17 protein-coding genes and 1 other annotated feature are annotated in these 20,246 nt (G+C 55.3%); of the genes, 4 read left to right on the top strand and 13 right to left on the bottom strand.

Annotated features, from left to right (window positions below):
- Window positions 1-13: 13 nt before the first annotated feature.
- Complete coding sequence (locus KVT34_RS06940) at window positions 14-523, top strand: GNAT family N-acetyltransferase (RefSeq protein WP_217557832.1); 510 nt, start codon at window positions 14-16, stop codon at window positions 521-523.
- 393 nt (window positions 524-916) lie between these two features.
- Here the strand turns inward: KVT34_RS06940 and pyrE are convergent, their stop codons facing one another.
- The 7 genes from pyrE to pyrR form a co-directional block, all read right to left on the bottom strand.
- Window positions 917-1,558 (bottom strand): orotate phosphoribosyltransferase, encoded by a 642-nt coding sequence (gene pyrE / locus KVT34_RS06945; protein ID WP_217557834.1) that lies wholly within the window; start codon window positions 1,556-1,558, stop codon window positions 917-919.
- Window positions 1,559-1,612: 54 nt separating this feature from the next.
- Window positions 1,613-2,347, bottom strand: a complete 735-nt coding sequence (pyrF, locus tag KVT34_RS06950; protein ID WP_217557836.1) for an orotidine-5'-phosphate decarboxylase — start codon at window positions 2,345-2,347, stop codon at window positions 1,613-1,615.
- Window positions 2,348-2,467: 120 nt separating this feature from the next.
- Window positions 2,468-5,677, bottom strand: a complete 3,210-nt coding sequence (gene carB, locus KVT34_RS06955) for a carbamoyl-phosphate synthase large subunit (protein ID WP_217557838.1) — start codon at window positions 5,675-5,677, stop codon at window positions 2,468-2,470.
- The gene (gene carA, locus KVT34_RS06960) at window positions 5,664-6,842 is read right to left on the bottom strand and encodes a glutamine-hydrolyzing carbamoyl-phosphate synthase small subunit (RefSeq protein ID WP_217557840.1); all 1,179 of its coding nucleotides are present in this window, start codon (window positions 6,840-6,842) and stop codon (window positions 5,664-5,666) included. The genes carB and carA overlap by 14 nt, the downstream gene beginning before the upstream one ends.
- Before the next feature lie 35 nt (window positions 6,843-6,877).
- Entirely contained in the window at window positions 6,878-8,170 is a 1,293-nt protein-coding gene (locus tag KVT34_RS06965) for a dihydroorotase (protein WP_217557842.1), read from the bottom strand.
- Window positions 8,171-8,298: 128 nt separating this feature from the next.
- Window positions 8,299-9,210: an aspartate carbamoyltransferase catalytic subunit gene (locus KVT34_RS06970; RefSeq protein ID WP_217557845.1), complete on the bottom strand. Its 912-nt coding sequence runs from the start codon at window positions 9,208-9,210 to the stop codon at window positions 8,299-8,301.
- Window positions 9,207-9,758, bottom strand: a complete 552-nt coding sequence (gene pyrR / locus KVT34_RS06975; protein WP_217557847.1) for a bifunctional pyr operon transcriptional regulator/uracil phosphoribosyltransferase PyrR — start codon at window positions 9,756-9,758, stop codon at window positions 9,207-9,209. Before pyrR ends, KVT34_RS06970 begins: the two co-directional genes overlap by 4 nt.
- Before the next feature lie 423 nt (window positions 9,759-10,181).
- Here pyrR and dapD point away from each other — a divergent pair, with 423 nt between their 5' ends.
- Together dapD and KVT34_RS06985 are read left to right on the top strand one after the other, a co-directional pair.
- Window positions 10,182-10,892 carry a 2,3,4,5-tetrahydropyridine-2,6-dicarboxylate N-acetyltransferase gene (gene dapD / locus KVT34_RS06980; RefSeq protein ID WP_042232501.1) on the top strand — a complete coding sequence of 237 codons (711 nt, stop codon included), beginning with the start codon at window positions 10,182-10,184 and terminating at the stop codon, window positions 10,890-10,892.
- A 175-nt stretch (window positions 10,893-11,067) separates the two neighbouring features.
- The gene (locus KVT34_RS06985) at window positions 11,068-12,333 is read left to right on the top strand and encodes an N-acetyldiaminopimelate deacetylase (protein WP_217557849.1); all 1,266 of its coding nucleotides are present in this window, start codon (window positions 11,068-11,070) and stop codon (window positions 12,331-12,333) included.
- Window positions 12,334-12,409: 76 nt separating this feature from the next.
- Here the strand turns inward: KVT34_RS06985 and KVT34_RS06990 are convergent, their stop codons facing one another.
- The 3 genes from KVT34_RS06990 to lspA all read right to left on the bottom strand — a co-directional run bounded on the left by KVT34_RS06990 (window position 12,410) and on the right by lspA (window position 15,110).
- Window positions 12,410-13,573: an aminotransferase A gene (locus KVT34_RS06990; RefSeq protein WP_217557851.1), complete on the bottom strand. Its 1,164-nt coding sequence runs from the start codon at window positions 13,571-13,573 to the stop codon at window positions 12,410-12,412.
- 77 nt (window positions 13,574-13,650) lie between these two features.
- The gene (locus tag KVT34_RS06995; protein ID WP_217557853.1) at window positions 13,651-14,616 is read right to left on the bottom strand and encodes an RluA family pseudouridine synthase; all 966 of its coding nucleotides are present in this window, start codon (window positions 14,614-14,616) and stop codon (window positions 13,651-13,653) included.
- Entirely contained in the window at window positions 14,613-15,110 is a 498-nt protein-coding gene (gene lspA, locus KVT34_RS07000; RefSeq protein WP_103993634.1) for a signal peptidase II, read from the bottom strand. Before lspA ends, KVT34_RS06995 begins: the two co-directional genes overlap by 4 nt.
- Before the next feature lie 141 nt (window positions 15,111-15,251).
- On the opposite strand from lspA, the gene KVT34_RS07005 reads away from it, so the two are divergent.
- Complete coding sequence (locus KVT34_RS07005) at window positions 15,252-15,989, top strand: TraR/DksA C4-type zinc finger protein (RefSeq protein ID WP_217557855.1); 738 nt, start codon at window positions 15,252-15,254, stop codon at window positions 15,987-15,989.
- 37 nt (window positions 15,990-16,026) lie between these two features.
- Here KVT34_RS07005 and KVT34_RS07010 read toward each other — a convergent pair whose 3' ends face one another.
- From KVT34_RS07010 to KVT34_RS07020, 3 genes are all read right to left on the bottom strand, one after another.
- Entirely contained in the window at window positions 16,027-16,443 is a 417-nt protein-coding gene (locus tag KVT34_RS07010) for a DUF5665 domain-containing protein (RefSeq protein ID WP_217557856.1), read from the bottom strand.
- A gap of 69 nt (window positions 16,444-16,512) precedes the next feature.
- The gene (ileS, locus tag KVT34_RS07015; RefSeq protein ID WP_217557858.1) at window positions 16,513-19,275 is read right to left on the bottom strand and encodes an isoleucine--tRNA ligase; all 2,763 of its coding nucleotides are present in this window, start codon (window positions 19,273-19,275) and stop codon (window positions 16,513-16,515) included.
- Between the two features lie 87 nt (window positions 19,276-19,362).
- Window positions 19,363-19,644 (bottom strand) — a binding site (T-box leader).
- A 70-nt stretch (window positions 19,645-19,714) separates the two neighbouring features.
- Window positions 19,715-20,200, bottom strand: a complete 486-nt coding sequence (locus KVT34_RS07020; RefSeq protein ID WP_009671797.1) for a DivIVA domain-containing protein — start codon at window positions 20,198-20,200, stop codon at window positions 19,715-19,717.
- Between the last annotated feature and the right edge of the window lie 46 nt (window positions 20,201-20,246).

The following is a 20,246-nucleotide window of genomic DNA, read 5'->3' on the forward strand; positions in this document are numbered from 1 at the left end:
CGGAGGATCAGGTATGCAGCAACAGGATACGTACAAGCTCAGAGACGCTGTTCCGGCGGATCTTCCCGCCATCGTGCACATTTACAATTCAACCATTCCGGGTAGAATGGTCACGGCCGACCTTGAACCGGTGACCGTCCAAAGCCGGGAAAACTGGTTTGCCGAGCACAATCCGGAAACCCGCCCGATTTGGGTGCTGGAACAAGACGGCAAGATCTGGGGCTGGCTGAGCTTCCAGTCTTTCTACGGCCGTCCTGCCTATAACGGCACCGCCGAGGTAAGCATTTACCTCGACGAGGAGTGCCGCGGCCGCGGTCTGGGGCGTTATCTTCTGGAAAAAGCCATCGCCGCCTGTCCGGAGCTCGGCATTAAAACCGTACTCGGCTTTATTTTCGGGCATAACGCGCACAGCCTGGCCCTCTTCGACCGTTACGGTTTTGCCAAATGGGCGGAGCTTCCGCGGATCGCGGAGCTGGACGGAATCGAGCGGGATCTGATCATTATGGGCAAACGCGTAGGCTGAAGCCGGCAGTCGAAACCGGTGCGCTCAAGGAACGGGGCGCCCTTCCACGACGCCTGTCAACCGCGAAACCGGCTAAGGTTTCGCGGTGAGCAAGGACGCAACCCTTCCAAAACAAATAGACCTCCATCGCCGCAATATGGCGGGTGGAGGTCTATTTGTTTTGATCAGATTTCGCACCGCGGGCAGCCCCCAATGCGCCGTATCGTCGCATGACGGCGGTCGCCGGGTAGTGTTCCTCTTGCTTCAGGAAACACCTATCCCGGATTCCCGGCAACGCCTCAGCGTATGCCGCCCTTGTTCCGGTGTATGCAGGCAAATGCTTACGGACCGGGGTTCAATCCTATTTCCGGTTCGGTCCCGTCTCGTCCTGTCCGCGCTGCCGGCCTTACCGTTTTACACGCCGTAGGAAGCCGGGTCTTCGCGCCAGGAGCGAAGCAGCTCCAGATCATTCTGGGCGATGGCCCCTTGTTCCACGGCTACTTCAAGAAGCCTGGAATAGTTGGTCAGCGTATCCAATGGAATGCCGGCTTCGGCGAACGCCCGGATGCCTTTGTCGAGCTGGTAGGAGAAGATAGCCAGCACACCCAGTGCCTGACCGCCGGCTTCATTGACGGCCAGCGCCGCTTTGAGCGAGCTTCCGCCCGTCGAAATCAGATCCTCGATCACGATGACCTTCTGTCCTGCCGCCAGAGCGCCTTCGATCTGATTTTGCTTGCCGTGGCCCTTGGCCTTGTCCCTCACGTAAATCATCGGAAGCCCGAGCTTCTGGGCTACCCATGCCGCGTGCGGTATACCGGCCGTCGCCGTGCCTGCGACTACTTCGGCCTGCGGGTATTCCGAGCGGATTTTTGCCGCAAACGCTTCTGCGATGGCATCGCGGATTTCGGGGTGCGACATCGTCAGACGGTTATCGCAGTAGATCGGCGATTTGATTCCGGATGTCCAGGTAAAAGGCTCGTGCGGACGCAAAGCTACCGCTCCGATTTTAAGCAGGGAAGCCGCTATCTCACGTTCTGTCGATTGCGCTGTGTTCATATCCAATCACTCCGTTCCTGGGTATAAGAGTTTTGCGTTTATATAAGGAGAGGTTTATCTTATCTCCAGCGAATCCAAAATCTGTTCCAGCGCCTGGCGCGGGTCCGGTGCGGCCGTTATCGGACGGCCGATTACCACATAATCGGTTCCGGCCGCGAAAGCTTCGGCAGGCGTCATGACCCGGCTCTGGTCGCCCAATGCGGCCCCTGCGGGCCGGATTCCCGGAGTCACCGTGATAAACTCGGCGCCGCACGCTTCCTTGACGGCGGACACTTCCAGCGGTGACGCGACGACGCCATGCAGACCCGCTTGACGAGCCAGACGCGCGTAACGGACGACTGCATCCTCTACCCGGCCGGCAATGCCGATTTCCTCGTTCAGCATCATTTGGCTGGTGCTGGTCAGCTGTGTAACCGCAATGACCTGAGGACGCTTCGCCGCGCCTCCGCCAAGAGCCTTGTCCACACCCTCCAAAGCGCCTTCCATCATCTTGATGCCTCCGGCGGCATGGACGTTGAACATATCCACTCCAAGGCGCGTCACGCTTTCGGATCCGCCTTTGACCGTGTTCGGAATATCATGCATTTTCACATCCAGAAATACGTTGTAGCCCTCGTCCTTCAAACGCGCTACGAAACGGGGCCCTGCCGCGTAAAACAGCTGCATCCCCACTTTCATGTAACACGGAATTCCCCGAAGTTCCTGAATGAGCGTATCCGCTTCGGCTGCCGACGCAAAATCGAGCGCTACCATGATCCGTCCGGCAGATTGTGCTCTTACGGTTTCCATCCGGCATTCTCCTCCTCAATGGCTTGTTTATTCCTGCGTTCATAAGGAGGGGATGTTACGCTCACGGCCTTGGCAGGCCGGTTGTGCGCACATCCCCTGATTTGATTTGAACCCGTCCGCTTACGCGTATACCGGCATAGAGCGGGACGAGAAGTTGATCGCTTCGAGCATATGAAGCAGGGCACGGACCGTGTCGAGCGAGGTCATGCAGACGACGCCGTTTTCCACCGCTTCGCGGCGGATGCGGAATCCGTCGCGCTGAGGCGTTTTGCCCTTCGTCAACGTGTTGACGACAAAGTGCGCTTCCCCGCTGCGGATCAGATCCAGAATGTTCGGCGAGCCTTCGCTCAGCTTGTTCACGGTCGTAACCGGAACGCCTGCGGCTTCGAGCACCTGAGCTGTACCGCCGGTCGCGATGATTTTGTATCCGAGGCGCTGGAATCCGCCGAAAATTTCCACGGCTTCTTCCTTGTCTTTGTCCGCGACAGTCGCGATGATGGCTCCCGCGGCCGGAATTTTCATCCCTGCGCCGATCAGACCCTTGTAAAGAGCTTTCGCAAAGTTGACGTCGCGTCCCATTACCTCGCCCGTCGATTTCATCTCCGGACCGAGGGTCGTATCTACGCGGCGCAGTTTGGCGAAGGAGAACACCGGAACTTTGACCGATACGAAGTTGTCTTCCGGCCAAAGGCCGCTTTGGTAGCCCATTTCGGTAAGCTTCTGGCCCATGATCACCCGTGTAGCCACGTTGGCCATCGGGATATTGGTCACCTTGCTAAGGAAAGGAACCGTACGCGAGGAGCGCGGATTCACTTCGATCACATATACCTGCTCGTTATGGATAACGAACTGGATGTTGACCAAACCGACCACTTGAAGTTCCAGCCCGATTTTCGTCGTGATATCGATAATCTGGTTTTTGATCGCGTCCGAAAGGGACTGCGGCGGATAGACCGCGATAGAGTCGCCGGAGTGAACTCCTGCACGCTCTACATGTTCCATGATACCCGGAATGAGTACCGTTTCTTTATCGCAGATCGCGTCGACTTCCACTTCTTTGCCGAGCATATAGCGGTCGATCAGGACCGGATGTTCCGGGTTGATTTTCACCGCGTACTCCATGTAGCTGAGAAGTTCTTCATCGGAGTAAACGATTTCCATAGCGCGCCCGCCAAGTACGTAGGAAGGACGGACAAGCACCGGGTAACCGAACTGCGCAGCCGTTCCAACCGCTTGATCCACGGAAGTAACCGTGCCGCCCGGCGGCTGTGCGATATCGAGCTTGCGGAGCAGAGCTTCGAACTTTTTGCGGTCCTCGGCTTTATCGATGCTTTCCAGGTCGCTGCCCAGAATGCGTACGCCCGCTTTGGAGAGCGGAGCCGCCAGATTGATCGCCGTCTGACCTCCGAATTGAACGATGACGCCAATCGGCTTCTCGCGTTCGATAACGTTCATGACATCTTCGAAGAAGAGCGGCTCGAAGTACAGACGATCCGATGTGTTAAAGTCGGTGGAAACCGTCTCCGGGTTATTATTGATAATGACCGCTTCGTATCCGGCAGCCTGGATGGCCCATACCGCATGGACGGTAGAGTAATCGAACTCGATACCCTGACCGATCCGGATAGGTCCGGAGCCGAGTACGACAACCTTTTGTTTCTCGGTTTCCAGTACTTCGTCTTCCATCTCATAGGTGGAGTAGTAGTACGGTGTAGTCGCTTCGAACTCTGCTGCGCAGGTGTCGACCATTTTATAGACCGGTTTGATGTTCTGATTCAGGCGGTATTCGCGGATATCCGCTTCTTTTGTGAAGGTGCTGCGGCCGGCGAGACTGCGGATTTCGGCGATGGCACGATCCGTAAAGCCCATGCGCTTGGCATCGTACAGCACTTCGTTGTCCAGCTCTTCGGAGGCGATTTCCTGCTCATACCGGATCATGCCGTCCAGCTTGTGCAGGAACCACCAGTCGATTTTGGTCAAGTCTTGAAGCTGTTCGATCGTGTAGCCGCGGCGGAAAGCTTCGGCGAGCAGGAAGATACGCTCGTCGTCCGGCTTCTGCAGGCGGAGCTCAAGAGTTTCTTGATCCAGCAGATCCGTTTCTTTCAGGAACAAGCGGTGTACGCCGATTTCCAGAGAGCGGATCGCTTTGTGGATCGACTCTTCGAACGTACGGCCGATCGCCATCACTTCGCCCGTCGCTTTCATTTGCGTTCCAAGTTTACGGTTGGCGTTGATGAATTTATCGAACGGCCAGCGCGGAATTTTGGACACGATGTAATCAAGCGTCGGCTCGAAGCAGGCGTATGTTTGGCCGGTAACCGGGTTAACGAGCTCATCCAGCGTGTAGCCGATTGCGATTTTGGCCGCCATCTTCGCGATCGGGTAACCCGTCGCTTTGGAAGCGAGCGCCGAAGAGCGGCTTACGCGTGGATTTACTTCGATAACATAATATTGGAAGCTGAACGGATCCAGGGCGAACTGAACGTTACACCCGCCTTCGATGTTCAGCGCGCGGATGATTTTTAGCGATGCCGAGCGGAGCATCTGGTACTCGCGGTCCGAAAGCGTCTGGCTCGGAGCTACGACGATGCTGTCACCCGTGTGAACGCCGACCGGGTCGAAGTTTTCCATGTTGCAGACGACGATGCAGTTATCGTTGGCGTCGCGCATGACTTCGTACTCGACTTCTTTCATGCCCGCGATGCTTTTCTCGACGAGACACTGGGAAATCGGGCTGTAGCGGATACCCGATGCCACGGTTTCCACGAGTTCTTCCTCGCTGTGGCAGATCCCGCCGCCCGTACCGCCTAGCGTGTAGGCCGGACGCACGATAATCGGGTAGCCGATTTCGTTTGCGAAGTCCACGGCTTCCGGAACAGTCGTTACGATGGTGCTGTCCGGTACCGGCTGCTCCAGCTCGCGCATCAAATCGCGGAACAAGTCGCGATCTTCGGCCTTCTCGATAGCCGTAAGCTGTGTGCCGAGCAGTTTAACGTTCTCCTGTTCCAGGACGCCTGCACGCGCAAGCTCAACCGCCATGTTCAGGCCCGTTTGTCCCCCGAGTGTCGGAAGAAGTCCGTCCGGACGCTCCTGGCGGATAATCTGGGTAACGAAATCAAGCGTAATCGGCTCGATGTATACTTTGTCGGCCATGTTTGTATCGGTCATGATTGTTGCCGGATTGCTGTTGATCAGGACAACTTCCATTCCTTCTTCTTTAAGAGCCTGGCACGCTTGTGTGCCGGCATAGTCAAACTCCGCAGCTTGGCCGATGACAATCGGTCCGGATCCAATCACCAGAATTTTTTTGAGCTTCTCATTTTTGGGCATAGTGAAGTTCTCCTTTCGACGTGTTGTCAGACTGCTCGGCTTTCCAGGCGGCAAGCATTTGCGCTTGACGCGGAGCCTGCGGGTTATCGGTTTGATGCGCGCGGATCATGGTCAGGAAATCGTCGAACAGGTAGCTCGAATCGAATGGTCCCGGAGCCGCTTCAGGGTGATATTGAACCGAAAATGCCGGATATTGGTTATGTTTAAGGCCTTCGATCGTACGGTCGTTGTTGTTGATATGAGTAACGGTCAAGTCCGTACCGGCGATGGATTCTTCTTTAACGGTATAGCCGTGGTTCTGGGAAGTGATGTAGCAGCGTCCGGAAATGAGATCTTTCACCGGATGGTTGCCGCCGCGATGTCCGAATTTCAGTTTCTCGGTGTCCGCGCCGCAGGCCAGGGCGAACAGCTGATGACCGAGACAGATTCCGAAGACAGGCACTTGGCCCAGAAGCTGACGGACCGTTTCAACCGCATGAGGAACGTCTTTAGGGTCCCCAGGGCCGTTGGAAAGCAGGACACCGTCCGGCGCAAGGCGCATAATTTGCTCCGCTGTCGAATCCTGAGGCACCACAACCACGTCGCAGCCGCGCTTCGTCAGATCGCGGACAATTCCGCTCTTCGCTCCGAAGTCCACAAGGACTACACGCTCACGGTTGCCTGGCGCGCTGAATACATGCGGCGTCGATACCGTCGATACTTGCGTGGTCATAAGCGGAGTCGTCTGCATCATTTCTTTCAATTCTTCAACCGAGCGGTCAGAAGTGGTCAGCAGGCCTTTCATAACGCCGTGATGACGGATTTTACGGGTCAGCATGCGCGTGTCGATATCGCTGATACCGATGATGCCGTATTCTTTGAGCAGGTTGCCCAAGGTGTACTGGGCGCGCCAGTTGCTCGGCGCCTCTTCGTGCCGGCGTACGACGAACCCGTGGACAAACGGTCTCACGGACTCGAAGTCATCCCGCGAAATGCCGTAGTTTCCGATCAGCGGATAAGTCATCGTCACGATTTGTCCGCAGTAGGACGGGTCGGACAGTACCTCCTGGTACCCCGTAATTCCTGTATTGAATACAACCTCGCCGACCGAATCCCCTTCGGCTCCGAACGATTTACCCGTAAAAAGCGTTCCATCTTCCAGCAGCAGTCTTGCCTTTGCCTTCATGCCCCTCAGCTCCTTCTCTATATGTTTCGTGTTGTCTATTCGTTTGTTTCCGTCCAGGCGATTTTGCCGCCTACCATCGTCAGCACCGGCCAGCCTTTCAGCTTCCAGCCCGTGAACGGCGTGTTGCGGCTCTTGGACAAAAATGCCGCCGGATCCACTTCTTTTTCGGTTTCCAGATCGACCAGGGTAAGGTCCGCATCGCTTCCAACCTGCAGCCGTCCGGATTTCAGTCCGAACACTTCGGCCGGTTTGGAAGTCATCCGTTCGATCAGGAAACCCAGCGACCATTTGCCTGTCGCGACAAACTTTGTGTACAAGAGCGGAAAGGCCGTTTCGAAGCCTACGATCCCGAAAGGCGCAAGCTGCATGCCCTTGGCTTTCTCTTCCTCGCTGTGCGGCGCGTGATCGGTCACGATGATATCGATTGTGCCGTCCTCCAGCGCCTCGATCACCGCTTCCACGTCCCGTTTGGAACGCAGGGGCGGGTTCATTTTCCAGTTGGCATCCATGCCCGGAATATCTTCTTCGGAAAGAAGCAGGTGATGCGGGCAAACTTCCGCCGTCACCTTCACGCCGATTTGTTTGCCCAGCCGAATCAGCCGTACGGACTGCTCCGTGCTCACATGGCAGACGTGGTAGTGAACGCCCGTCGCTTCCGCCAGCAGGATATCGCGGCCTACATGGATCGCCTCCGACTCGTTCGGAATTCCTTTAAGCCCGTTCTTATCGGCGAACGTCCCTTCGGAAACCGGCGCTCCGACTACCAGCGTCTCGTCCTCGCAGTGAGCGACGATCGGCATGCCGAGTTCAGCCGCCCGCTTCATCGCGTCTTTCATCATCTGGGCGCTCTGCACCCCGACTCCGTCATCCGTAAACGCCACGACTCCGGCGTCTTTCAAGGCTTCGAAATCGGTAAGTTCGCGGCCGAGCTGGTTGCGGCTGATGCATCCGTAAGGAAGAACTTTCACGCCGTTTCCTTCGTTTTCCGCTTTTCCTTGGATGAGCTTTACCGTTTCGACGGTATCGATAACCGGCTTCGTATTCGGCATGCAGGCGATCGTGGTGTAACCGCCCCGTGCTGCCGACCGCGTTCCGCTTGCTATCGTTTCTTTGTGTTCGAAACCCGGTTCGCGCAAATGCACGTGCATATCGATAAAGCCCGGAGAAACCAGCTTGCCCGCCGCTTCTATAACCTCATGTCCGGTTGTGTTCGGCTGCTCCTGACCGGCAGTGATCGCCGCGATTTTTCCGTTTTCCACCAGCACATGCCCCGTCGTTTCCTTACCGGAGGCGTCCAGCAATTTTCCGTTTAAGATCCATATTCCCATGCCGTTTTCCTCTCCTCTATAAAAAAGCCCTTATTTGCTCTCGATGTTTCCGCTGCTGAGTTATATGTTCAACTTGTCCAAGCCGTTTCCGTTTGCCGGCTGCTCTTGCCGTTCCCTGCCGGCCCGCTTTAGCTGAGTGTCCGTTCGATTACAGCCATGCGGATAGGCACGCCGTTATGAATCTGGGTAAAAATCTTGGAGCGGGCGTGTTCCACCAGCTCGTCGTCAAGCTCCACGTTCCGGTTGACCGGAGCCGGATGCATGATGATCGCGTGCGCCGGCATCTGCTGCAGCCGGTTCATCGTTAGCCCGTACTTGGCGCGGTATTCTTCCGCCGAAGAGATCATGCCCTTCTCGTGCCGTTCCAGCTGGACCCGAAGCATCATGACCACGTCAGCCTGCAGCGCTTCTTCCATCGATACGTATGGAGCGTAAGCGGACAGCTCGGGCGCCTGCATGTTGGCCGGCGCGCAGAACTTGACGGTAGCTCCCATCTCTCGGAGCGCCCACAGATTGGAGCGGGCCACGCGGCTGTGCAGAATGTCTCCGACGATGGATACGGTGAGCCCCTTCAATTCGCCGAAGTGGCTGCGCATGGTGTACAGGTCGAGCAGCGCCTGCGTGGGATGCTCGTTGTTTCCGTCCCCGGCATTGATCAGAGGGACGCTGATTTTCTCCGCGAGCTCGGCCAGCAGACCGACCGGCTTCAGCCGGATGACTCCCGCGTCGATTCCCATCGATTCGAGGGTCCGGACCGTGTCGTAAATCGACTCGCCTTTCTGTACGCTCGATTCCGCCGCGGAGAAATTCAGCACTTCCGCTCCCAGTCTTTTCTCTGCCATTTCGAAGGAAAAACGGGTCCGCGTGCTGTTTTCAAAGAAAAGATTCGAAACAAAGGTCCCCTTCAACCGGTTCGTCACTTTATCGGGATGATTTTCCCAGAAATCCGCCCGGTCCAGAATCCCTTTGATTTCCGGAGCGCTGACTCCTTTCAGTCCGATGAAGTGGTTCGCTGTGCGTGTTTTGACGGCTCCCATCATTCGTTCCCCCTCTGCTGCTGTATAATGACCACACGGTCGTGTTTGTCTACTTCTGTCAGGTGAACTTCGATTTTCTCCAGTTTGGAAGTCGGCACGTTCTTGCCCACATAATCGGGCCGGATAGGCAGCTCCCTGTGTCCCCGGTCTACGAGTACGGCAAGCTGGATCATCTCGGGTCTTCCGAGGTCAATCAGAGCGTCCAGCGCAGCCCGAACCGTGCGTCCCGTAAAGAGCACATCGTCGAACAGGATGACTTTCTTGCTCTGAATGTTCAGATTGCCCCCGCCGGTAACCGTATCCACGGACCGCACTTTCACCCGGTCGTCGCGGTAGGACGTGATGTCGATTTCGCCGACCGGAACCGGTACGCCTTCGATTTCCTGAATCCTCTCCGCCACCCGCTGGGCGAGGTAGATGCCCCGGGTACGGATGCCGATCAGCATACAGTTGCCGACCCCTTTGTTTTTCTCCAGTATTTCGTGAGCAATCCGGGTCAGAGCCCTTCTTACTGCCATTTCATCCAGCAGCACATGCATATGTTCGCTCATGTCGACTGCCTCCTTCTGTCGGGTACGTGTTTCTCGAATTTCGGCCATAAAAAAACCTCCTTGCTCCGAAGGCAAGAAGGTTAGCGCATGTGCAGAAACAGACGGGTGCTTGGAACCGGAGGAAGTTGCAGCTAATCGCCGCAATTCGCTCTCCCCCGGAGTCTGCTCCTGCTTAAACGTTGACCTTGCCAGCCTCTCTGGACTGATTTTAAAGGTACCCTATTCACTTGAAGCCCATTATCCCACTTTCGACAAAAGAAGTCAACCGTAAAATAACATGCTTTTACGCACTTCTCCGTCTGTTTTCCCCCGTTATTTTGACTCTGACCTGCGTATCCTGTCGTTTTTTCGGACAATCTATCGCGTAAGCGCTTTTCATCTGCTATGATGATAAGGATAACGTACCCCAGGAGGAGTGGAAGTATGACACAGATGAATACCGAAGAAATTATCCAGTTTATTAAGACCAGCCAAAAGAAGACACCCGTGAAAGTATATGTAAAAGGAAACCTGGAAGCCGTTGATTTCGGAACGGGCATCCAATCCTTCATTTCCGGCAAAAGCGGTGTCCTGTTCGGCGAGTGGACGGATATCCAGGCCATTATCGAATCCAATCAGCAGAACATAGAAGATTATGTGGTCGAGTCCGACCGCCGCAACTCCGCCATTCCTCTTCTTGACCTGAAAGGCATTAACGCGCGTATCGAGCCCGGCTCCATCATCCGCGACAAAGTCTCCATCGGCAACAACGCCGTTATTATGATGGGCGCGGTTATCAATATCGGCGCTTCCATCGGCGAAGGCACGATGATCGACATGAACGCCATCCTCGGCGGACGCGCTCAAATCGGCAACATGTGCCACATCGGTGCCGGAGCGGTTGTAGCCGGAGTGATCGAACCTCCTTCCGCACAGCCTTGCGTAGTCGAAGACGATGTTCTCATCGGCGCTAACGCCGTTATTCTCGAAGGCGTACGCATCGGTCAAGGTTCCGTCGTGGCCGCGGGAGCCGTTGTAGTGGAAGATGTTCCCGAATTCACGGTTGTAGCCGGTACGCCTGCACGTGTCATCAAGAAAGTCGACGACAAAACGAAATCCAAAACGGAAATTTTGAAAGAGCTTCGCGAGCTGTAAACCGGCGGGTTTTCCGCTCACCTTCCGCTTGTACATAAAAAGAACAACACCGGCATGCGCGCTCCCTACCTGAAGGCAGGCGGACTGCCGCTGCTGTTTGGCCCAGCGCTTCCGGCGCCGGGCCCTTTTTCAATCCTGCGGATGTACATTCAAACGAAAGAAGGAGAGAACGACCGTGACCAGCCCGTTTATTGAACTGCGGCGCCAGCTTCACCGGATACCCGAGCCGGGTTTCCAGGAATTTAAAACCCAGCGCATGCTGCTCGATTATTTGCAGACTCTGCCCCAGGAGCGGATGGAAATCCGCACGTGGCGCACCGGCATTCTGGTGTATATCAAAGGGACGAATCCTTCCAAACGCTTCGGATACCGGGCCGATATGGACGGCCTGCCGATTCCGGAAGAAACCGGCTATCCGTTTCAGTCCGAGCATCCCGGATATATGCATGCCTGCGGGCATGACGTACACATGTCCATCGGCGCCGGCCTTGTGACGCAGTTCGCTCAGCGTCCGATGAAAGACGACCTCGTCGTCGTGTTCCAGCCCGCGGAAGAAGGTCCCGGAGGAGCGCTTCCTATGCTGGCCTCCGCCGAACTGAGCGACTGGATGCCGGAGCAGATGGTCGGCCTTCATATCGCGCCGGAATATCCGGTCGGTACCATCGCGGTTAAACCCGGGATCTTGTTCGCCAACACGTCCGAGCTGTTTATCGACCTTAAGGGCAAGGGAGGCCACGCGGCGTATCCGCATCTCTCCAACGACATGGTGGTCGCCGCCTCCCAGCTTGTCGGACAGCTTCACACGATAGTGTCGCGCAACATCAATCCTCTCGACTCGGCCGTCGTCACGATCGGCAAAATGAGTGCGGGCACCAAGCAGAACATCATCGCCGAGAACGCCCGGCTGGAAGGCACGATCCGCACGCTCTCCGCCGAATCCATGCAGCTGATTAAAGCGAGAATCGAAGGAATCGTTCGCGGTATCGAATCTTCATACGACTGCACCGCGGCCATTGATTGGGGCTCCAATTATCTTCAAGTGTATAACAACGAAACGCTGACGCTGGAATTTATGGACTGGCTGCAAAAAACGGATACGGCTCCTGGAGCCGGCGTTTCCGACGGTTCCTTAGCTGACAAATCCGCAGCCGGCACCGTTAACGGCTCGGAATCTGCCGAAGCTGGCCAAGCGCAAGCAGGCAGCCCTTCCTCCTGGTCGGAGCCGCAGATCCCCGTCCGTCTGTATGAATGTACAGAGGCGATGACGGGGGAAGATTTCGGTTATTTCCTGGAGAAAATCCCGGGCTTTATGTTCTGGCTGGGCGCCGAAACGCCTTACGGCCTCCATCACGCCCGCATTGAACCCGATGAAAGAGCAATCGGTGTCGCCATCCGGACGGTGGACAGCTACCTCCGCTGGAAATCCGCACAGTCCGGTTAAAAAAATCCCCTTTATCTCCCCACTGCCAGGCAGCGGGTCGGATAAAGGGGATTTTTTTATAGGCACGCGGCGGAGATCAGCTCCGGTCCAGTTTGCGGATGAAGGCTTCCAGCCGGTCCAGCGCTCCGTCGAGCACCTCCTGCGAATACGCGTACGACAGCCGGATGTAACCTTGGCCCAGCGGTGAAAACGCGTCTCCCGGAACGACCGCGACCCGCTGCTCTTCCAGCAGCCTGTAAGCGAACTGTTCCGAGCCCAGCCCGAACCGGGCAATTGACGGGAACAGGTAGAAAGCGCCCTGCGGTTTAACGGCCTCCAGTCCCATCGCCTGGAGCCGGCCGTACACGTGCTCAAGCCTGTTCTCATAGGCCTGGCGCATCGGAAGAGCATCGTCACGGCCCGTGGTGAGCGCCTCGACAGCCGCATACTGCGAGATGGAACTTGCGCAGGTGACATTGTACTGATGAACCTTAACCATGTGCTGGGTCAAAGCTTCCGGGGCAAACGTAAAGCCGATCCGCCAGCCGGTCATGGAATGGGATTTCGACAAGCCATTGATTACGATCGTCTTCTCTCTCATGCCTGGCAGGGCGGCAATCGAAGCGTGCTCGGCCCCGTACACCAGCTCGCTGTATATCTCGTCGGAAATGACATAGAGGTTCCGGCTTCCCAGAAGAGCTGCCAGCTCGGCCAGTTCCGCCTTTGTCATGATCTGCCCCGTCGGATTACTCGGATAGCCGAGCACGACGCAGCGTGTCCGCTCCGTCAAATGAGGCTCCAGTGCGGCTGCGGTCATTTTGAACTCGTAAGGCCGCGTGTCCACATAAACGGGCACTCCGCCGCACAGCCGGATCAGCGGCTCGTAGCCCGGATAAATCGGTCCCGGCAAAATAACTTCCGCCCCCGGCGTCAAAATGGTCCTTAGCGTGATATCGAGCGCCTCGCTTGCCCCCGTTGTCACGATGACCTCGCTGCCCCCGTCGTAGGACAGCCCGTATTTGGAGCCCACGAAGTCCGCCGCGGCTTTTCTAAGCTCCGGAAGTCCGGCATTGGGCGTGTACACCGTCCGGCCTGCCTGGAGCGCTTTTTGCGCGGCTTCCACAATATGGGCGGGCGTCGGAAAATCCGGCTGTCCCATCGTTAAAGCCAGTGCATCCGGCATTGCCGCGACTTTATTCGCAATTTTACGGATACCCGAAATTTGAATCTCTTTTACCTGCGGATTAATGATTGGTTGCATACCGAGTGCTTCCCCTCTCCAAAGGTTCGCTTAGTTTTAAAAAAGAGGGACCGGCTTCCGCCTGTCCCCGATTGTGCTTACAGATTGCGCAGACGGTGTAAAAGACCCGCCATATCCTCCGGAATCGGCGCCTGGAATTCAAGCCGTTCTCCTGTCCGCGGATGGGTAAAACCGAGAATCTGCGCGTGAAGCGCTTGACCGTCCATGGTCATCCCCTTGCTGCGGCCGTAGGACGGGTCTCCGACGAGCGGGTGACCAATGAACTTGAGATGAACGCGGATCTGATGAGTCCGGCCCGTTTCAAGTTTAAGCTCTACCAGCGTATAGCCGTCAAACCGCTCCAATACGGCAAAATGCGTGACCGCATGTTTGGAGTTTTTGTCCGTCACGGTGTACAGCTTGCGGTCATAGCTGTCCCGGCCGATCGGCGCGTCGATCGTTCCGTGGTCGTGCTGCAAATTCCCGTGGACAAGCGCCACATATTTGCGGGTCACGCTGTGCTCCTTAAGCTGCTCGGCCAGACTTGCATGCGCCTGATCGTTTTTGGCGACCATCAAAAGTCCGGAAGTGTCCTTGTCGATGCGGTGAACGATGCCGGGTCTCATAACCCCGTTGATGCCCGACAAGTCTTTGCAGTGATGCATCAGCGCATTTACCAGCGTACCGCTGTAATGACCCGGAGCCGGATGCACCACGAGTCCGCGCGGCTTGTTGATCACGATAACGTCTCCGTCTTCGTAAACGACATCCAGTGGGATGTTTTCCGCGGCGATATCCAGCGGTTCGGGATCCGGAATGGCAAGATCGACGACCTGACCTTCGGACAGCTTGTAGTTAGGCTTTACGTTCCGGCCGTCTACACGGGCATGGCCGTCTTTAATCCACTGCTGGATTTGCGTACGCGACACTCCGTCCAAAGCATCGGACAGAAGCTTGTCGATTCTCTCGCCGTTCTGCTCGGCCTCGACCTGCCAGCGCGTGGGTTCGCTTTCCGTTTCATCCATTCCGTTTTGTTCCAACTCATAGTTGTTTTGTTCGCTCATGATGCCGTCCCTCTTTTTTCATTTTTCCAACTGATGATCGAATCGATAAAAATCAGAATGACGCCGATAACGATCGCGGAGTCCGCTATGTTAAAGATCGGGTAAATGTAGTCGACCGCTTTGCCGAAAAAGGAAAACTGAAAATGCAGTTGAAGGAAATCGACAACCTCGCCGAAAAGAAGACGGTCCAGGAAATTTCCGACCGCGCCACCCAAAAGCAGAGCGAGCGCCAGCGACATCAGCTTCTGCCCGGCTTTCCGGGTCCTGTTGAGATACAAAACGACTCCCGCTACGATCACCAGGGTAATCAGGATGAAGAACCAGCGCTGGTCTTGCAAAATTCCGAAGGCCGCGCCGCGGTTGCGATGCGAGGTCAGCTGGAAAAACTCGCCGATCACCGGAATGGAGTCGTGCAGCGGAATGTTTTTAACCACGAGCCATTTGGTCCCCTGATCAATCAAAAAGACGATAAGTGCAAGTAAATAATAATACAACCGGATTCCTCCTCTGACGACGGCTTGTCGCGTATCGTCCGTTAAACGTTTGGCTGCGGTGCTTTCATTTTCCACACTAAAAAAGGGAGCCTTCGTAAACCCTATTGCTGCAGGCCACCTTCCGAAGGGAGATGTAACCCCATGCGTATACTGACTTCCAACCAAATGGATCAACTCAGACAGCAGCTTCTACTTGAAAAAAAAGAACTTAAAGAGCAGTTGGAGCTCGACGAACACTTCGGGATGTCCCAGGCTATGGGCGAGAACACCGGAGAGCTGTCCACATACGACAACCATCCCGCCGATCTGGGAACGGAAATGTTCGAGCGGGAAAAAGACATTGCTCTGCTTGAAAATGCCGAACGTCATCTCGATCAGGTCAATCTCGCGCTGGAAAGGCTGGCTGCGGGCACCTACGGGATTTGCATCGAGTGCGGCAGAACCATTCCCTACGAGCGGCTAAGCGCAATTCCGACAACCCAGTACTGCCTGGAGCATGTGCCTAACCGGCACGCATCCGACAGAAGACCGGTGGAAGAGGAATTTCTTGCCCCTCCTTTCGGACGGACCAGTCTGGACGAACGGTCGGACCAAAATCAGTTTGACGGCGAAGACGCCTGGCAGATCGTGGAAAGCTGGGGTAGTTCCAACTCTCCCGCCATGGCGGAAGATCCGAACGTAGGCGAATATAATGCCATGTACATTGAGGCTGACGAGCTTGACGGCTATGTGGAACCGTTCGAAAGCTTTCTTGCCACCGATATTTACGGCAATCATGTATCCGTTATTCGCAACAAAGCGTATCGCTCTTATATGGATAATCAAGAAGGAGATCCTCTTCTTGAGCCGGATTATACATCGGAAGAAACGCAGAGCTGAACAAGCGGCTCTGCGTTTTCCTTTGTAACGCGCCCGGTTAATAAAACCGGCGCCCTTCCAGCTGAAACTGGACATACTCCACGAGGTCCGCAATGTAAGTGCCGATAATAGGCAGGTTCAAAGCGCCCAGAGCTTTTAGTGCGTAAAGAATGGTACCGGCGAATACGGTAATGCCGAGACCGAGCCCCACTCCTCTGGAAATTCCCGCTATAAGATTGGCGAAAATGAGTCTGCGGGGCTTGTTCATCAGCGTCACGTAATCGGCAATTTGCGTCCGTTCGATATTGGCCGCTATTTCGCTTACTTTTTCATGGATATGATGAATGAGCCGTTTTTCCTCATCACCCGTAAGGGCGGCATTGGCCGGCAAATCCGGATGCTCGGGCTCCGCATGTTCCTCCGGAGACCGGACGGGGGCGTTTCGTTTGTTCCGTTCTTCGTTCAGGTTATCCATGAAAATCGCTCCTGCAGATTTGGTTTCCCCTATCTCCACACGGCGGCGAATTCCATTACCTGGGCTGCGTTATTCGAGGTGGGAAACTACTTCCGCACATCTGGCGCACAGAGTCGGGTGTTCTTTGTTCTGCCCAACTTCAGGTGTGACTATCCAGCAGCGTTCGCATTTCTCTCCCTCGGCGACGGACACCTGCACGGCAAGATCCTGAGCCTCATAGCTTCCTTCTGGCGCTTGCTCGGACGGATTGTGCAGGGTTGCGGCCGAAACGATGAAGAGCGTATCAAGCTTGTCAAAACCGCTGAGCAGCTCGTACGCCGCTTCGTTCGGATACAAATCAACCGCGGCACTCAGCGAGTTGCCGATTGTTTTGTTCTGGCGCGCTTCTTCCAGCGCTTTAAGCACTTCGTCGCGGATATTCAGGAAGCCGTCCCACTTCCGTTCCAGTTCCTGGTTGTACACATCCGTGCGGATCTCCGGCAGTTCGCTGATCTGTACGCTGTTCAGCTCCACGCCCGGGATGTATTTCCACACTTCGTCGGCCGTATGCGGCAGGATCGGCGCAATGAGCTTCGTGATGGCAAGCAGGGCGTCGTAGAGAACCGTCTGCGAAGCTTTGCGGGCGGAATCGTCGGCCGCGTCCGCGTACAGGCGGTCTTTGATGATATCTAGGTAAAACGAGCTCATCTCCACGGCGCAGAAGTGATGAACCGCCTGATAGACGACGTGGAATTCGTAGGCGTCATAGGCTTTCGTTACTTTTTCCGTCATTCTGTTGAGGCGGATAACCGCATACCGGTCCAGTTCGCTCATTTGAGCGAAATCCACACGGTCCTTCACCGGATCGAAATGGCTCAAATTGCCAAGCAGGAAACGGAGCGTATTGCGGATTTTACGGTACACTTCCGTAATCTGGCTCAGGATGTTGTCGGAAATCCGCACGTCGGACTGATAATCCACCGAAGATACCCACAGACGCAAAATGTCGGCGCCAAGCTTGTTGCACACTTGAGTCGGATCGACCGTGTTGCCGAGCGACTTGGACATTTTGCGGCCTTCTCCGTCCAAGGTAAAGCCGTGGCTCAAAATTCCCTTGTAAGGGGACTGGCCTTTGACCGCCACACCCGTGATCAGGGAGGAGTTGTACCAGCCGCGGTACTGGTCGGAACCTTCCAGATACAGATCGGCCGGCCACTGCAGTTCGGGACGCTTGGCCAGCACTCCCGCATGGGAGGAACCCGAATCGAACCAGACGTCCATGATGTCCGTTTCTTTGCGGAACTCGCCATGGCCGCATTCCGGACAGGAAAGGCCTTCCGGAAGAAGCTCCTTCTCCGACAGCGTGAACCACGCGTTGGAACCTTCTTTTTCGAACAACTTGGCCACATGCTCGATGGTTTGATCGTTAACGATCGGATGATTGCAGCTGCGGCAGTAGAAAATCGGAATCGGTACGCCCCACACCCGCTGGCGGGAAATACACCAGTCTCCGCGGTCCGCAATCATGTTGTGAAGACGGATCTCGCCCCAAGTAGGCGTCCATTTGATTTTTTTGATTTCTTCCAGCATGTCATCGCGGAATTTATCGATGGAAGCAAACCACTGCTCCGTCGCCCGGTAAATAACCGGCTTTTTCGTACGCCAGTCATGCGCGTATTGGTGATTGATGGAGGAAGCGTGCAGCAGATGACCGCTGTTTTCCAGCCATTCCAGAATCGTTTTGTTTCCTTTTTCGTAGAAAACGCCTTCCAGTCCCGGCGCTTCCGCCGTGAAATGTCCTTGATCGTCCACCGGACAAAGGACGCCGATTTTGTATTTTTGCCCGACGATAAAGTCGTCCTCACCGTGACCGGGAGCGGTATGAACGCAGCCTGTACCGGCTTCCAGCGTAACGTGCTCGCCCAGCATAACAAGCGACTCCCGGTCGTAAAACGGATGCTTGCAGGTGACGTTCTCCAGCTCGCTTCCTTTCACCGTGGATACGATGCTATAGTCGGTCCAGCCGATTGCTTTCGCAGCCGATTCCAGCAAACCTTCGGCCAGCACGTATTTGTTGCCGCTCACTTCCACGACAGCGTACGTAAAGTCCGGGTGAACGGAAATGCCCAGATTCGCAGGAAGCGTCCACGGAGTTGTCGTCCAAATGACGAAAGCCGCATCCTGAGGAAGCTTGCCTTTGCCGTCCGCCACATCGAAAGCGACATAGATGGACGGAGACGTTTTTTCTTTGTATTCGATCTCGGCTTCAGCCAGAGCGCTCTCCGATGAAGGAGACCAGTACACCGGCTTCAGGCCTTTGTAGATATAGCCTTTTTTGACCATTTCACCGAAAAGCCGGATTTGCTCGGCTTCATATTCCGGCTGCAGCGTGATGTAAGGATGATCCCAGTCTCCGCGAATTCCGAGACGCTTGAACTGTTCCTTCTGCCGCTCCACCCACTGCAGTGCGTATTCTTCGCAGTATTTGCGGAATTCGGCAACGGACATCTTTTTGCGGTCCACTTTGCCGCTGTTGGCGATAGCCTGCTCGATCGGCAGTCCGTGCGTGTCCCAGCCCGGAACATACGGCGCATCATAGCCCTGCATCGTTTTGAAGCGGACGATGATATCCTTAAGAATCTTATTCAGCGCATGGCCGATATGAATGTCGCCGTTGGCGTACGGAGGTCCGTCATGCAAAATGAACTTCTCCCGCCCTTTGCGGCTTTCCTGAACTTTCGCGTAGATGTCGTTTTCTGCCCAATGCGCCTGCATTTTAGGCTCCGCCTGGGGCAGATTACCTCTCATCGGAAAGTCCGTTTTCAGCAGTTGTAATGTTTTTCCGTAATCCAAATCCATTCACTCCCTAGTCTTAGTACGCTGATCCCTTGCGGGACAATTTCCTCTAGCTCTCTAAAATGCAAAAAACTTCTCCATCCCAAAAGGGACGAGAAGTTAAGCTCGCGGTACCACCCTTGTTAGACCGTTCCGGGCCGTTGCCATCCCCACACACAGAAATCCGATTCCCGTATGAAAAAAAGAAATGACGACCGGTTGTCAGTCTCACTCGACGAATCGATAACGGAATTACCCGATGCTCCCTACTTCGCTTTTCAAGAGACGCTCCTGGGGGATTTTCGTCCGCTGCAGAGATTAGGCTCACACCCACCCTAACTCGCTGACACTGCTGTACGGAATACTTGGCCCAGTCATCGCTTTACGAAAGATTCAGTTACCCGAAGTATATCGAATCCGGGTCTGGTAGTCAATGAAACCCGTTCTTGGAAGCCGATTACTTCTCGAGTTCAAGCACCTTGTCGTGATCGAGCGTCTTCCAGCCTTCATCCTGAAGGAGTTCCAGCTGCGCTTCGAGCAGAGTGCGGAAGCGTGTGCGGTAAATGCTCGCCTGCTTCTTCAGCTCTTCGGTTTCCATCGAAACTTTACGGGAACGCGTCAACGATTCGTTGATAATCCGGTCGGCGTTCTTCTCCGCTTCCTTGAGTACAAGCTGCGCTTCTTTCTTCGCGTTGTTCTTCACCTCGTCGGCGGCTTCCTGCGCGACAATAATCGTTTTGCTCAACGTTTCTTCAATATTGGAGAAGTGATCCAGCCGTTCCTGCAGCGCCAGAATTTGGTTTTGGAGCTCCTTGTTTTCACGGATAACGGCCTCGTAGTCCTTGATGACCTGGTCCAGAAATTCGTTCACGTCATCTTCGTCATAGCCGCGGAAAGAGCGCGCAAATTCTTTGTTATGTATATCGAGTGGTGTTAAGGGCATGGTGCACCTCCTAGAATGTTAACCGGTGGAGAGTTTGTACGGTTCA

Origin of the sequence: Paenibacillus sp. GbtcB18 (assembly GCF_019091125.1) — a bacterium.
GTDB lineage: Bacteria > Bacillota > Bacilli > Paenibacillales > NBRC-103111 > Paenibacillus_F > Paenibacillus_F chitinolyticus.